The organism is Alteromonas sp. CyTr2, assembly GCF_947311905.1.
Lineage (GTDB): Bacteria > Pseudomonadota > Gammaproteobacteria > Enterobacterales > Alteromonadaceae > Alteromonas > Alteromonas macleodii.
Window position 1 is genome coordinate 78,223 of record NZ_CAMZMZ010000014.1, and the last position, 15,628, is coordinate 93,850.

The 15,628-nt window shown below is 45.1% G+C and carries 11 protein-coding genes; 9 read left to right on the plus strand and 2 right to left on the minus strand.

What is annotated here, in order from left to right; translation table 11 throughout:
* Positions 1–20 precede the first annotated feature (20 nt).
* Positions 21–1,001, minus strand: a complete 981-nt coding sequence (locus QME20_RS09805; protein WP_049588945.1) for a LysR family transcriptional regulator — start codon at positions 999–1,001, stop codon at positions 21–23.
* A 401-nt stretch (positions 1,002–1,402) separates the two neighbouring features.
* Between QME20_RS09805 and QME20_RS09810 the strand changes: the two genes are divergently transcribed.
* The 6 genes from QME20_RS09810 to QME20_RS09835 all read left to right on the plus strand — a co-directional run bounded on the left by QME20_RS09810 (position 1,403) and on the right by QME20_RS09835 (position 8,726).
* Positions 1,403–4,051 (plus strand): TonB-dependent receptor, encoded by a 2,649-nt coding sequence (locus QME20_RS09810; protein ID WP_281715860.1) that lies wholly within the window; start codon positions 1,403–1,405, stop codon positions 4,049–4,051.
* A 116-nt stretch (positions 4,052–4,167) separates the two neighbouring features.
* Positions 4,168–4,989 (plus strand): sulfite exporter TauE/SafE family protein, encoded by an 822-nt coding sequence (locus tag QME20_RS09815; RefSeq protein WP_281715863.1) that lies wholly within the window; start codon positions 4,168–4,170, stop codon positions 4,987–4,989.
* Between the two features lie 19 nt (positions 4,990–5,008).
* Positions 5,009–6,184: a histidinol-phosphate transaminase gene (locus QME20_RS09820; RefSeq protein ID WP_168463517.1), complete on the plus strand. Its 1,176-nt coding sequence runs from the start codon at positions 5,009–5,011 to the stop codon at positions 6,182–6,184.
* Between the two features lie 267 nt (positions 6,185–6,451).
* The gene (locus QME20_RS09825; protein ID WP_014949491.1) at positions 6,452–6,817 is read left to right on the plus strand and encodes a response regulator; all 366 of its coding nucleotides are present in this window, start codon (positions 6,452–6,454) and stop codon (positions 6,815–6,817) included.
* The gene (locus QME20_RS09830) at positions 6,814–7,398 is read left to right on the plus strand and encodes a chemotaxis protein CheX (RefSeq protein WP_014949492.1); all 585 of its coding nucleotides are present in this window, start codon (positions 6,814–6,816) and stop codon (positions 7,396–7,398) included. The genes QME20_RS09825 and QME20_RS09830 overlap by 4 nt, the downstream gene beginning before the upstream one ends.
* A complete protein-coding gene (locus QME20_RS09835) occupies positions 7,398–8,726 on the plus strand; it encodes an ATP-binding protein (protein ID WP_039225910.1) in 1,329 nt (442 codons plus the stop codon). Before QME20_RS09830 ends, QME20_RS09835 begins: the two co-directional genes overlap by 1 nt.
* 69 nt (positions 8,727–8,795) lie before the next feature.
* Here the strand turns inward: QME20_RS09835 and QME20_RS09840 are convergent, their stop codons facing one another.
* Positions 8,796–9,827: an MBL fold metallo-hydrolase gene (locus tag QME20_RS09840; protein ID WP_278344118.1), complete on the minus strand. Its 1,032-nt coding sequence runs from the start codon at positions 9,825–9,827 to the stop codon at positions 8,796–8,798.
* Between the two features lie 301 nt (positions 9,828–10,128).
* Between QME20_RS09840 and QME20_RS09845 the strand changes: the two genes are divergently transcribed.
* The 3 genes from QME20_RS09845 to QME20_RS09855 all read left to right on the plus strand — a co-directional run bounded on the left by QME20_RS09845 (position 10,129) and on the right by QME20_RS09855 (position 15,487).
* Positions 10,129–12,498 carry a DNA polymerase II gene (locus QME20_RS09845; RefSeq protein ID WP_281715861.1) on the plus strand — a complete coding sequence of 790 codons (2,370 nt, stop codon included), beginning with the start codon at positions 10,129–10,131 and terminating at the stop codon, positions 12,496–12,498.
* Positions 12,499–12,800: 302 nt separating this feature from the next.
* Complete coding sequence (locus tag QME20_RS09850; protein ID WP_014949496.1) at positions 12,801–13,379, plus strand: hypothetical protein; 579 nt, start codon at positions 12,801–12,803, stop codon at positions 13,377–13,379.
* 368 nt (positions 13,380–13,747) lie between these two features.
* Complete coding sequence (locus tag QME20_RS09855) at positions 13,748–15,487, plus strand: AMP-binding protein (protein ID WP_281715862.1); 1,740 nt, start codon at positions 13,748–13,750, stop codon at positions 15,485–15,487.
* The last annotated feature ends 141 nt before the right edge of the window (positions 15,488–15,628 follow it).

Here is a 15,628-nt window from a genome sequence, read left to right on the forward strand (position 1 = left end):
TATCTTGTGTTGGCACAGTGCTATGCAGGTTGCGCTATGAACGATGAAGCGGCAAATTCTAACGTACCGCACCAGTGTTTCAGTGCGTTTTCTTGAGCCACTACTTTTCTTAGAATATCAATGATCGGACTGCTATCTAGCAGCGTCTTGGCACTCTTGTTTGTCGCAGCGAGTACAGTACGCTGCATTTCTGGCTGTGTTATTTTCAGTGATGAAACTAGGCCAGACTCCTTTAAATGAAAAATAGCTGATGTAGGAAGGATCATCACGCCTTCTCCCTGCATAACTTGCCTAAGGCCAGTCATGAGTTGTCCAGAATAGGCCAAATCGTGCTGCAAACTAACGCCCGTTGCTTTTTCATAGTCAGCAATTAGTTGACCCAATGCATCTTTGTTACCCGGTGATAGCAAAGGTAATTCACTGATTTCCCAAAAACGGATCGTCGTTCTATCTCGAAGCTTGGCGTATTGTTCACACGATGAGGAAGCAGAAAAAACCAAATGAAGATCTTCTTGAATTAGCGGTGTGACTCGCATGAATTTAGGGTCGACAGCTTGCTGATAAGTAAGCGCAACATCCACCTGCTTTGACTCAAGCCAATCATTAATGGTGTAAGACGGTCCAGTGCTGATTTCGACTTTGAGCCCTTTATGGTTCGCCGTTATCTCCGTGAGCAGCGGTAAAGAAAGCACATTGCCGATTGATGGTAGCATGCCTATTTTTACTACCTTCTTTTGTCCAGTTTGAAAGGCTTCCAATGCGGCCTTAACGTTGTCTATTTCGGTTAGCAGCTTTAATGCATGTTTATAAAAAACATCGCCCGCCGATGTTAGGTTTACTCCCGAAAAACTTCTTTCAAGCAGCGTCGCTTTCATCTCTCTCTCTAAACTTGCCAACTGCTGACTAATGGCGGGTTGAGCGATATCCAATGCTCTCGCCGCCGCAGCAATACTACCCTTACGCACAGTCATAACAAAATAATGCAGCTGTTTTGAATGCACTTGCCCTCCTTACAAAGGTGGTGAGTTCTAGAACGGGAACGGTTTAATGAAGATGGCAGCAACGAATATGCCATTCCATTAAGTTATATGAAGCAAAATTGTAAAAATGGGCTAAAAGCAGTGGGGCATGAAAATCTTGTCTTCCCCCATACTTAAGTCTAATAGCATTAAATTAGCGCCCTGTGAGACAGCTCAATATTTTTCTTATACCCCTGAATAATCTTCTTTCTTCCTGCAAAGCCAAAGAGTTTTTAGCCTTGTTCTTGTACACGAGTGGCTAGACAACAATAACAAGATGCTTCTCGCATCAAAGTAGTGCTCGTGCGTGCCTAAAAAGAGTGCAGATTTTAATAATCCACACCCACAAAACTAAGTAGCAATAAGCACGATTGGGAACACAAATGAAACAGAAAAAGCTCCACACTGCAGTACGTTACGCACTTACCGGATTAACACTTTTCACTACTTCATTGCTTGTACAGGCGCAAGAAGTGACTGAAGAAACCACAGAAGCCAAAGACCTAGAACGCATTGCCGTTGTTGGTGCCCGCGGTGCACCGCGTTCAGTAACCAGCTCTCCTGTACCGGTCGATGTACTCACCGCCGAAGACGTTGAAGCCGTTGCGTTTACCGATATGAACAATGTCCTTATGACACTCGTTCCCTCTTATTCCGTAGGCCGTCAACCCATTTCCGACGGCGGAACATTTATCCGTCCAGCAACGCTTAGAGGTATGCCCACCGACAAAACGCTTGTTTTGGTTAACTCTAAACGTCGTCACAGGGCCGCACTTGTTTCAATTGGCGGTTCTGGCACACAGGGGCCAGACATCGCAACTATTCCCACCGCAGCAATTCAAAGTGTTGAAGTGTTGCGCGACGGTGCAGCTGCGCAATATGGCTCAGATGCCATTGCAGGTGTTATCAACTTTCAATTAAAAAATAACACCGAAGGCGGCTCGTTCACTGCCGACTACGGCAGCTACTACGAAGGAGATGGCGATCAAATTACCGTTACTGGGAATAAAGGTTTCGCGTTAGGCGACGATGGCTTTTTCAGTATTTCAGCCGAATACTCTGACAGCGAAGCCACCTTTCGTGGTGAGCAATATTGTGAGCCATGGTTTTGTGTGGATGACCAGTCAGATCAATACATCGCTGATGCTACGGCCATGGCCAACAGCGTTCATGGTTCAGACGTAGTCCAACCATGGGGGCAACCAAATACAAGTGGGACGCGTGTTTTCTTTAACGCAGGTTACGCACTATCCAGTGAACTTGAACTCTACGCATTCGGTAACTATTCAGAAAGTGAAGGTGACGGTTCATTTTATTATCGCTATCCAGGCAATGGCACCATTGAAGACATTCGACTTGAGGACGGTTCAATCTGGAACCCGCTAGAGTTCTTCCCCGGTGGCTTCACGCCTCGTTTCTTCGGTGATGTGACTGACTACTCATTTGTTGGTGGTGTTAAGGGCATGTCGGGCGACCTTACTTATGATATCAGTGGTCGTTACGGCAATAATGAAATCTCTTACACACTAGCCAATACCATTAACCCGTCACTGGGTAACGAGTCACCTACTTCATTTAAGCCGGGTGACTTAACCAACGAAGAAACACAGATTCAAGCTGACTTCACCTATGACTTGAATCAGTATGTTCTTGCCTTCGGTGCAAGTTACTTAGACGAGTCATACGAAATCTCTGAAGGCGAGCTAAGTTCCTATTTTGCAGGCTCTTACGCCACATCCGACCCTTGGGAGTTTTGTAACGACGACTACACCACTACGGCACTGGGCGCTGCTGTCATTGCAAACAGTTCAACTCTGAATTGTGCCAACTACACCAGTGCTGACAGTAACGACGATGGGGTTGAAGATGATGGATTCGCTGGAGTAGACGCCGTTTATACCGTTGTAGGCGTTGGCTCCAACGGCTTCCCTGGCTATTCACCAGACTATTCGGGCTCATACGAGCGTGACTCATATGCGGTATACACGGATATCTCTGGTGACATTACAGACGAGCTGTTTGCTCAGGCTGCGCTGCGTTATGAAGACTATTCTGATTTTGGCTCAGAGGTTGTGTACAAAGTTGCAGGGTTCTATCAGTTTAGTGACGAAGTAGGCTTTAGGTCGTCTTTTGGCACTGGCTTTAGAGCCCCTACTCCAGGTCAGCAAGGCACGACCAACGTATCTACACGTTTGCCCGATGGCTTCCCAGTAGCAACAGGTTTGTTCCCAGCCGGCGGCGAAGTAGCGCAGGCGCTTGGTGCCAACGAGCTTTCACCCGAAAAATCGACCAACTTTACGCTGGGCATGACTGCGAACTATGGCGACTTAACGCTCACTGTTGATTACTACAACATCAAGCTTGAAGACCGCCTTTACTCTGTGTCTACCCGAGATGTTTCCACCACTGTCGTTACCGACCCTCAAGCAGACGGTTATGACGCATACCAAAACTATCTAGCCCTAGCAGGTGCCAATGTTTCTGGCGCCGAGTCCATTGGTGGTGTGTTCTTCTTCCAAAATGCTTTCGATACCGTAACCGAGGGCCTGGACGTTGTTGCTACTTACAAGATGGAATCGAAGTATGGCGCAACCGTGCTAACCGGCTCTGTGAATTACAACAAAACAGAGTTCGATTCTGATCCGAGTGAATACTTGAACGCTGAGGATCAGTTCGACTTTGAAAATGGCCGCCCCGAAATGCGTGGTGTTTTCTCAGTTACCCACAGTTACGACGTGTGGTCTGCCGTTGCACGTCTTAGCTATTTTGGCGAATACGAAAATGCGGGAAGCGATGACGGGGTAAACGCCACGAATATTCAAACCTTCGGTGACGAATATATGTTCGATATAGAGGGCTCCTACCTTATTAACGAGAACCTCACCCTGTCAGTGGGGGTAAGAAATCTCTTCGACAATTACCCAGATGTAAGTACTAACGGCGACGCCTGTTGCGGTGAAGTCTATGACTCTGCCTCGGTGGTTGATTGGCAGGGAGGATATTACTACACCCGACTGGCAGCCCGTTTTTAACTGGCTCCTTGCAAACACCGACATAAGTCGGTGTTTGTGTATGTAGTTAACGGTATATAAGAAAAACTTAAAAGGTCATTCATGTTTAAAGCTGTTTCATGCGGAGTAAAAAGCAAATGGAAATAGAGCTACTGTGGTTTGTAGTTACTTTATGTATAACGGGTGCCATTGCAGGTATCACGGCAGGTCTGTTTGGTAATGGCGGGGGATTTGTTGTCGTGCCAGCTCTTCTCGCTGTTTTTCCGTTTTTTACTCCTCCATCAGAAGCCCTCGTTAAGGTAGCCATCGGAACATCATTGGCATCCATTGTGGTATCAAGCGCTCGGTCAGTGATGGCGCATCGCGCTAAAGGTGCGGTGGATTTTGACATTCTTCGCTCGTGGAGTATTTGGCTTATTCTTGGCGTTGGTGGCGGGCTGCTCATCGCAAACAACTCCAGCGCCAATGGTTTAACGGTCGTGTTCGCTGCTGGTGTTCTACTTTACTCCGTATACTTCCTTTTCCCTGAGTTCGTTGTAAGACCCGGGCTTGTTTTCGATATGCCTAAAGGCATAGGCAAAGCGGTTTTGGCGTTTGTTCTGGGTGGTTTCTCTGCTCTGCTTGGCATAGGTGGTGGCACGCCAACCGTAATCACGATGGTGATGTGCCAGCGCACCATTCAACAGGCTGTCGCGACCGCCGCAGGCGTCGGCTTTCTTATCGGGCTTCCAGGTGCCATTGGCTTTTTGTTTATGAAGCACCCTGAAACCGCCTCGTTGCCGATAGGCACTATTGGCTACATCAATATACCTGCGCTTATTGCTATCAGTATTGGGGCAATCTTTACCGCTCCAATCGGAGCCAAAATGGCGCACAACTTCAGTGAAAAGAAGCTAAAGCGCTTATTTGGCATCTATCTCGTCATTGTTTCTAGCGCAATGTTCTATAAAGCCATTTAAAAGAAGAAGGAGACAACCCGTGAGTTATAACCGTTCAAGACGCTTGTTTATTGGTGGCACAGTTGCAGCGTCAGCAATAGGTGCGAGTGGCATAAGTCACCTTGTGAGCGCCCAATCTGTTAGCGCAAGCGCTTCCCCATCGTCTGTTATGTATGGACCAAAGCCTGGGGTTGCAAAGCTCAATGCCAATGAAAACCCGTTTGGGCCGAGCCCGAAAGCGCTAGACGCTATCGCAAAAGCATCGGCGGAAGGTGGAGCCTACTATGCTTATCCCGCCGCTATGACACTATTGGATATGATTGCCGAGCGCTATGGCATTACTCGAAAGCACATTTCTTTAAGCGCCGGTTCAAGCCCTATTCTTTCCTACGCCGCCCTTGCGGCCAGCAAGAACGGAAAAATTCTGGGCCCGGACCTTTTTTGGGACACCACGTCTAAAGCACCTGAAAAACAAGGTGCGCCAGAAATAGTGAGAGTTGCTAATACGGCAGAGCTTGATATTGACCTTGATGCCATGTACGCCGCAATAGACGACTCTATTGGTATGGTGCACATTTGTAACCCGAACAATCCAACGGGAAAAGTGCTCGATCCGAATAAGCTTCGCGAATTCTGCATAAAAGCATCTAAAAAAACACTGGTGTTGGTCGACGAGGCATATAACGAGCTTATCGATGAGCCTCCTAAGCATTCAATGATTCCGCTCGTTAAAGCTGGTCATAATGTCATTGTAGCGAGAACCTTCTCAAAGATTTATGGCTTAGCAGGTATGCGCGTGGGCTATTTAATCGCATCAGAGGAAAACACTGAGTGGATCAATCGCTATGGCATGGGCGGCTATACATTGAATCAAGCAGGCCTTGCCGCGGCTATCGCCAGCTACAATGACGATGCCTTTTTAACTTTCTCTAAAGAGAAAATTTATGAAGGTAAATCTATGGTTATGGACGCAGTAAAAGCAAATGGATTGACAGCGCTACCTTCTAGTACTAACTTTATTTTTGTTAATTTAGGTGACGGCAACGCAGAGTACTTCCGCCAAGCCATGGCTGAACAGGACGTGCTGATTAGAGGAATCTACCGTACGTACGACAACTGGTCTCGCGTAAGTACGGGAAAAATTGGCGATGTAAAACGCTATGTTGATGCCATGCCCAGTGCACTTGAAAAAATGTACACTATGCAAAATACTTAGCTGCAAGGGTGTGCATTGTCGGCCAATGCACACTTCGCTATTTATAGACTTAAATTTTCTGCTACTTCCTCGTTTACTCTCCTAGTCATTTTCAACTAAAAGTCTAATACGCATAAAAGTCACTTCTGTCATATACTCATTTCAAAGCGCCACTGCTCAAAGAATACGCTGATTGGAAAATTTTTACGGTATTGTTGCAGTAACGCTAAAGTTGCACATACTTTACTAAAAAGGCATCGCATTAAATGCCGCTCTAGGAGGCTGTAAATGTCAATTTCTGTATTAGTAGCTGATGATTCTAAGTTGTCGAGGCGTAGTGTGATTCGCTCACTTCCGCAAGATTTAGAGTATGACATCACCGAAGCAACAAACGGGCAAGAAGCCATAAATGCGCTGTCAGAAAGTGAATTTGCATTGGTACTTTTAGACCTAACCATGCCAGAAGTTGACGGCGTTGGTGTGTTGGAATTCTTGCACCAAAGGCCCGACGCCCCAAATGTAATTGTGATTAGCGCTGACTTTCAGCCAGAAAAACAGAAAATTGTCATGTCTCTGGGGGCAAAGCGCTTTTTACGCAAACCGCTTGATAAAGAAGAATTAGCAATGTCGTTGTTTGAGTTGGGGTATCTATGAGCATTGTACTACCACTAGACGAAGAGCAAAGAGATGCCCTTCAAGAACTCCTAAATATTTCCATGGGGCAAGCGGCTAACTCTCTTGCGCAGTTAATTGAAACCAAAATTGATATTTCTATCCCAAAAATCTCAGCGGTTACTCCCACCCAGCTTTACAGTCTTTTATTTGAAACCGAAGACGCTTTCTATACCCGTCAGTCTTTTTTAGGCGACGTACACGGCGAAGTGATGTCTGTGCTATCTCAAGCTGGATTGAGTGAGGTCGCAACGTTAATGGATTACGATGAACCATTAAGCAAAGAAGACATTCAAGAGATTATCTTGGAGCTTTGTAACATTTTGGCAGGTGCGTGTTTGGCTGGTCTTTCCGACCAGTTGGAGCTTACCACTAACTTGAACATGCCCACGTTATTCTTGCCCGATAAAGCGAACTTCGATGAGTTGCAATGGCAGCACAGCTTAGTGATGGAAGTGCAGTTTATTATCGCGATCTCGTCGTTTAGCATGCGCGTTGTTTTCTGCTTAGACGATGAGTCTCTTGCACGCATGAAAGACACATTGGATGAGTTACTCGCATAATGTTTGAACAACTGGTAGGTAAATTACCTGTCGGAATTGGTATAGTCGATGAGAGCTTTAAGGTTGTTTATCTAAACGACTTCTTTTTAGATCGACTTCCTCACAATATGCGCGACTGCTATAAAGAAACGCCAGTTGTTGAGTTATTTCAAGGACAAGGTAAGTTTCTAAAACGCAGACTAAAGTCAGTTTTTGTACTGCAGCATCCTAGCTTTAGCTATTGGGAACAACGCCCCCACATCTTTCCGTTTAAGAGCTCTCGTCCTATAACGGGTGAAGAAACACAGATGTATCAAAACATGGAAATCTTGCCCATTAAAGACAAAAACACAGGGCAAAAATTGGCGTGTATTTTTCTCCAAGATGTGACCGCCCAAGCTAGCTATTTTAGAGCCCAGCAAAAGCTTTCAGAAGCGCTGAAAAAAGAACACGAAGCGCAAAAAAAGTTAATTCGCAAACTCGATACCGCACAAAGTCAGCTTATTCAAGCAGAGAAAATGGCTTCTACTGGTCAGCTAGCGGCGGGGATAGCCCACGAAATTAATAACCCTATTGGTTTTGTGAGCGCTAACCTCAATACACTTGAGCAATACGCAACTCACCTTATTGCGATTTGTGATGGCGTTCAGGGGCAACTCGAACACTTCACCGACGAACTTAAAGAGCAGATTGACGCACTATTTGAGTCTAATCACTACGACTTGTTAAAGGACGATATTACTGAGCTAATTGCCGAGTCTACAGACGGTCTTACCCGCGTAAAAGACATCGTCGAAAACCTTAAGAACTTTTCGCTGGAGACTACTGAAGGCGTGCAGATAGTAGATATCTGCGCCGTGTGTCACCAGCTGATCACGCTTATTTCCGCCCAGTACAGTACGCCCCAATATAAATTTGAATGTGAATTAGAGAAAGTGGAGGTAATGGGAAACCCTGGGCCGCTGAAACAGGCGCTAATGAACGTTATGATAAATGCTGCGCAGGCCATAGAAGATAGGGGCTTCATTAAACTCACTGTGCTCGATTCACCTACGTTGGTGACCATCAAAATACTGGACTCAGGTTGCGGTATTCCTACAAAACATCTAAAGCGAGTCTTTGAACCCTTCTTTACTACAAAGCCCGAAGGGCAAGGCCAAGGGCTGGGCCTTTCTGTGGCTTACACCGCCATTGAACAACATCAAGGTAAAATATCTATTAGCAGCAAAGAGGCAAAAGGAACCGTGGTAGAGATCACCATTCCGAAACAGCCTGCAGCACAGCCCCCGTCCAGTGAAGATAATGAAGAGAATAAAGAAAACGAAGCGGAAAATTCTCAAACGGCCTAGAACACAGATAGCCCAGTACAGAGTAAGACGTTGTTAATCCTCACTCTGTTTGTATGTCCTCTGACTGAACTAACAAGCAAGCTTTTTTACTTCACAGGCTTTAAATGTATACACACCCTTGCTGTTTAACGTCCGCGAAATGACTCCTTCATTAAGCAAGTAATTAAGGTGAGACAAACACTCTGCTACTGCAAACACCATGTTGCGACTAGAGAGCTTGCGCTTAAACATAACCGGTAATAGCTCTACGACCGTTTGAGGTTGCTCGCAAGCATTTAACAGTGCTTTTAGGTGCTCGTGATGATGAGCAATAAGCGAATCTACTCGCTCATGCAGGCCGATAAAGGGTAGCTTGTGAGCAGGTAATACTGTCGCATCTTTGGGCAAATTCTTGAATTGCGGCAGCGTGGTAAGGTAGTCATCTAAGGTGTTGGCGTCAGGCTCAGTTGAGTAGGCGCCAATGTTTGGCGTGATAATCGGCAAAATATGATCGCCTGATATGAGAATATTTTTTTGCTTATTGTAAAGGCACGCATGCTCAGGAGAGTGGCCGCGGCCAATGATGATCTGCCATTCGTTACCGCCAAGCGACAGCGTCATACCATGTTTTAGACGGGTGTAGCTAATGGGTAGTGGTGAAACAACGCTGCTGTAGCCATTGCCTTCACCAGAAGTAAGCTTTGCGATCATGGATTCGTCTAAACCTGCTCGCTGGTAATATTGCGCATCCCGCTCATTCGTTGCGCCATTTCTTCCTGCCGCAAACGCTCTGGCAGTAAAGTACTCAGTTTGAGACATATAAAAGGGGACGTTATACGTGTCGGCTATCCACCCAGCTAACCCCACATGATCAGGATGTAAGTGCGTAACGATGACACCAATGATTGGCCCGTCTAATTGCTTGAATATACGCTCCCACAGCGCTTTGGTGGTGGACGTTCCTATGCCAGTATCAATGACCACCCAACCGCCTTCACCGCGGATCAGATACAAATTTATGTGGTCAAGTTCAAATGGAAGCGGCATTGTTAGCCAAAGAACACCATCGGCCACTTCTATTAGCTCGCCCGGCTCTACCTGTTTATCGAATAGATATTCCATATCGCCCTCACCTTTTCTATCGTGCATGGTCTAACGTGCACAAAGACTATACGTTTTCGTTTTAACTCGCGCTGCTTACAAAAACAAACATATCTGTCGAATAGAGATCTATAGGAGTAGGTGATAACAAACGTTATACTAAGCATACTGCCGTTTCTCGTGCACAGTGGTAGCGCATTTTTATTGCACCTTTACGCCAGTTATTGAACAGATAATGGTAATGCGAGTTTATAAAACGTACACGCCCATGAGGCTATTTAAAGAAATTAACGTCAACAAAGCCGGTTAGTAAATCAGATTCATGTCAGCCTCAACAATACAACAAGGGTTCATACTCAATAAAAGTACGTTTACCCGGCGAGGCAAAGTGTATGTTGAGCTATGGGTTAAAACGCCCAGTAGTACAGCTAGGTTAATTTCTTCCCCCCAATACCCCACTTGCTTTGTATCTGTTGATCACGCCAATGATTTACGCAATATCGCCGAGCGTATTTCAGCAAAGATCAGTGTTTCAGATGACGGGTTTCACACGCTGGAACAAGTTCCTGTTGCGACGGTAAAAACCGCAACCGAATCACATATGCATCAGCTTCGCCAGCATGCGCAGGAAAGCAGTATTATATTGTACGAAGCGGATATTCGCGTTGCCGATCGCTACTTAATGGAGCGCTTTGTGTATGGTGCGGTGGAATTTCTGGCTCCGCAAGATTTCGGCGATACACCTCAGATCGTTATAGAAAATGCGCAAATCAGACCCTGTCAATTCAGAACCACATTTACATCGCTAAGCATAGACATCGAATGCAATGAGCATGAAGAACTCTTTAGCATTGCGTTAGCCGGTGAGGGACTCAACGTTGTGCTGCTTCTATGCCCGCCACGTTTTGTTGGGCAAACATTGCAAGGACAAGAAGACAGCGCGTACGAGCTCATTACCGTTGAATCAGAAAAAGTACTGCTTGAAGCATTTTTTTCTTATCTTACATCCTACGACCCAGATATCATTTTAGGCTGGAACGTTAAACAGTTCGATATGGCGGTACTTGAACGCCGCGCTAGGGCTAACTCGCTAAAGTATGCTATCGGCCGCCATGGCAGAGAGGCTTCTGTAAGACAGTGGGAAGATCAAACCCTCGTTGATGTGCCAGGACGATGCGTTATTGATGGTATCGAAGCACTAAAAACAATGACTTATCAATTCGAGTCGTTCTCGCTCGATCACGTATCTGAAGAACTGCTTGGCGAAAATAAGCTTATTCAGGCTGCAGACAAGCTTGAAGCGATAAAGCGTCTTTATCATAGCGACCCTGTTGCACTCGCTAACTATAACTTTAAAGATACGGAACTGGTCAATCGCATTCAGGATAAAACCCAATTTATCGATTTTCTGGCACTGCGCAGTATTCTCACCGGCCTAGATATGAGCCGCCCCGGAGGGTCAGTGGCCGCGTTTTTAAATGTGTACTTGCCTAAGCTTCACCGCAAGTCTTATGTCGCGGGGGTAAGACCTGAAAATGGAGGCTTGGCTAGTCCGGGTGGTTATGTCATGCGTTCCCAGCCAGGTTTATATAAAGACGTTTTAGTCCTAGATTTTAAGAGCCTGTATCCTTCCATCATTCGTACATTTAAAATCGATCCGTTGGGACTTGCAGAAGGGCTTAAGTCTCCTGACACGGCGATAGAAGGTTTTAAAGGCGCAGTATTTAGCCGCGAATCTCATTTTCTACCTTCCATCATTGAAAACCTATGGCTTCAGCGCGACGAAGCCAAAAAACAGAAAGACGCACCGCGCTCTCAGGCCATCAAAATATTAATGAACTCCTTCTATGGTGTGCTTGGTAGTGGAGGTTGCCCTTTCTACGATCCTCGCCTGGCTAGCTCAATCACATTAAGGGGTCACGAGATTATGCAAACCACTGCGGGTTGGATTGAAGAACTAGGCTATACGGTTATTTACGGCGATACCGACTCAACATTTGTTCATGTAGAAGGGAATGATGCACTGGGTACGCCCCCAGAGACTGGACTTAAGCTCGCTAGCATTATTAATCGAAAGTGGACTGAGTTACTAAAAAGTGAGTTCGAGATTGATTGCCACTTAGAAATTGAGTTTGAATCTCACTTTTCTACGTTTTTTATGCCGACGATCCGAGGCTCTTCCGAAGGCAGCAAAAAACGTTACGCAGGAATGAAGGGCGGTGAACTTGTCTTTAAAGGCTTAGAAAATGTCCGCTCTGATTGGACGGTACTAGCTAAAACCTTCCAGTACGAGCTGTACAAAAAAGTGTTTACTGGACAGCCTGTTGAAGACTACATAAATAGAACGATAGCTGCTATAAAATCCGGTGAAATGGACCACGCTTTGATCTATAAAAAGCGGCTGCGAAAGCCTTTGTCGTCGTATACCAAGTCGCTGCCTCCCCACGTAAGGGCAGCGCGATTAGCGGACGAGTACTATAAAGAACAGGGGTTGCCACTTCGCTATCAGTTTAATACTACCATTGCTTATGTTATTACAGTACAGGGCCCTCAAACCGCAGAAACTGCCACGGCCCCCCTTCAATATGACCACTATATTGAAAAGCAAATCCAACCCATTGCCGATAGTATCTTGCCTCTTATTGGCCTGAATTTTGAGACAATAGCGAACGATCAACTCTCGCTGTTTTAATCTCATTAATGGGGTTCTATCTATATCTGAGAACAGCTTAAGTTTGCCGTATGAAGATCTTGCAAACACTGCGACAATTTAACATAGCAATAACATTGAAAACCTCGCCTTAAATTTTTATTACCTAACTAAATCAGTTAGTTATGCATTTGGCACATTCAATGAATAACGAATTACGTAAGTCATTAGCGGTGTCAGATTGAAACTTACTTCCAATCTGCACCTATGTTGAGGTCTGTGGACCTAGTGGTTAGGGCAATTGAACGCCCGAGTTCACTGTAAAAGCCAGAAGGAATTTGATTATGAAGATCACAAAACTAAGTATGATTACCAGTGCTGTTATTGCTGCAACACTATCTGCTTCAGCAGTAGCAGGCCACCACGAAGAGAAGATCTCGATGGGATTTAACGCAATGGATAAGGATGGAAACGGCTATATCGTCGGTTCAGAGTCTTCTGGCGTTATTGACAGTAAGCTTCTCGCAAAAATGGATACCGATGGTGACAGCATGATTAGCCGTGTTGAATTCAACAAGTTTGTTGATGAAAAACCATCAATGTTTAGCGACGACATCATTACTCAGGTGAAAACTGAAGGCACCAATGACGCTCTACTCTCGGAAAAGGGCAACCCTGAATTATTCTCTAAAGCAGACGGTGAAATGATATCAGAGAAGAATAAGGAGCTTCGTACTGAAATGTCAGCCACAGCCGACAATAAGTTTACTGAAATCGATGTAGACAGCGACGGTAAGCTTACAGCCGAGGAGTTAAAGGTTGCACATGTCGAAGGTGACTTTGAGATGATGGACGAAAATGGCGATTCTTACGTTACCCGTATGGAATATCGTGCCTACTTCGAAGGTATTGAGTCTGAATAGACACTCACCTTTCGTAAAGTAAAAATTTTTAGGAAGCCTCCTTCGTCGGAGGCTTTTTTGTTTCATTAAAGTCGAGACAATTTTCTTTAGACATCAAATACATTGTCACTTTTGGTTATTACTCTCCTTTCAGCGTGTACGACGAGTCACACAAATTCATCGTTGAATAACCCCATATACGACTAACATCTTGTCGACAAAACCCGTTTGCAACAATATTGTTAATAAAGATTGAATTATTTGTTTTATTCGTTGCGTATTCAGCATTTACTGCAATTGTTGCCATTGGTTATTTGGAACCAAAAGCCGAAACAGCCAACTCTATTATTTATATATAAATCAGATGCGTACGCGCATGGAGGCAAGATATGATGGAATCAAAATTTACACCGAACTCACTACTCCCTCTTCAGAAAAGTGAGTTTACTGGCTCTGATGACGCTGAACTGACGTCGCTCACTATCGGTCAGTATTTCAAAAATGTTGTCGACAATTATGGCGATAACCCAGCGATTATTGTAAAACATCAAGACGTTAGCTGGACCTATCAGCAGTATTGGTATGAAGTAGAACGTGTTGCTTGCGGCTTACTTGCAAACGGTGTGGAACCTGGCGACCGTGTGGGTATATGGTCTCCGAACAATATCGAATGGTCGATCGTACAGATGGCGACAGCGAGAATCGGCGCTATCATGGTATGCCTCAACCCTGCTTACCGACCCGATGAATTAGCATTCGCCATTAATAATGTAGCTGTTAAATACTTAGTTATGGCGCAGTCTTTCAAACAGTCAAACTACGTTGCAATGTTGAAAGAGCTTGCGCCAGAAATAGACGGGAAAGATGATACCGCTTCAAGTACTCCCCTATCGCTTTCTAAGTTACCTTCTCTTAAGCATGTATATACTATTGGCGATAAACCTGTGGAAGGATTGCTGGCGTTTTCCGCATTACAAATAGAACCAACGGAAGCGCTTAAATCTCAGCTGTTAGCGATTGAATCGAAACTTAGCCCGGATGATAACATCAATATTCAGTTCACCTCCGGTACCACTGGTAACCCGAAAGGTGCGACGTTAACTCACCGAAATATTCTAAATAATGGTTTGTTAGTGTCACAAGCAATGAGGTTTACGGACAAAGACAAGCTATGCATCCCCGTACCGCTATATCACTGTTTTGGAATGGTGTTGGGCAACTTAGTCTGCTTAGCATCGGGAGCGTGCGCGGTATTTCCTGGAGAATCATTCGACCCTGAAACAACGCTTCGCACGGTAGAAGAAGAAAAGTGTACGGGCTTACATGGCGTACCTACCATGTTTATTGCCGAGCTCGAACTTCCTAACTTCAGAGACTTTGATTTATCAACACTAAGGACAGGTGTCATGGCAGGTAGTACCTGCCCTGAAGAGCTAATGCGAAAGGTTCACAGTGAATTTCATATGACCGAGGTCGTCATAGGTTATGGCCAGACAGAGTGTAGCCCTATCAATCATATTACTGACATTGACTCGCCATTTGAAAAGCAGGTCAAAACCGTAGGACGCGCTATGCCTCACACAGAGGTTAAGATCATAGATGCCCAAGGTAATACTGTACCTATTGGAGAACCGGGTGAGATTTGCGCGAGAGGCTACTGTGTAATGAAAGGTTATTGGGGTGATGAGGTTAAGACAAAAGCCACCATAGACGATGAAGGCTGGCTCCATTCTGGTGATCTCGGGGAAATGGATGAAGAAGGCTATGTCACAATAGTTGGTAGGATAAAGGACATGATTATTCGCGGCGGCGAGAACATTTATCCACGAGAAATTGAAGAAGTTTTATATCAACATGCGGATGTGTCAGACGCCGCTGTCTTTGGTATTCCTGACAACAAATATGGCGAGCAAGTATGCCTATGGATTAAGGCAAAGGAAAATCGACATATAGACGAAGATCAGATACGCGACTACCTTAAATCCAAACTAGCCTACTTTAAAGTACCCAAATACATCAGCGTAGTGAAAGAGTATCCCATGACGGTAACAGGGAAGCTTCAGAAGTTTAAAATGCGCGAATACATGATAGAAACACTGAAGAAGCAAGCCCTACAAACCGAAGCATAATCCCAGCAAATAGTGGGGTCAGAGTACTTTTTAAAAGATAACGCTTTAAAGTACACTGACCCTAGAGCCTGTAACAGATTCTGTGTAACTGCCATTAGTTAATGTGCTTTTCGAGTCGTTCCTCGAACTCGATAATAAAAC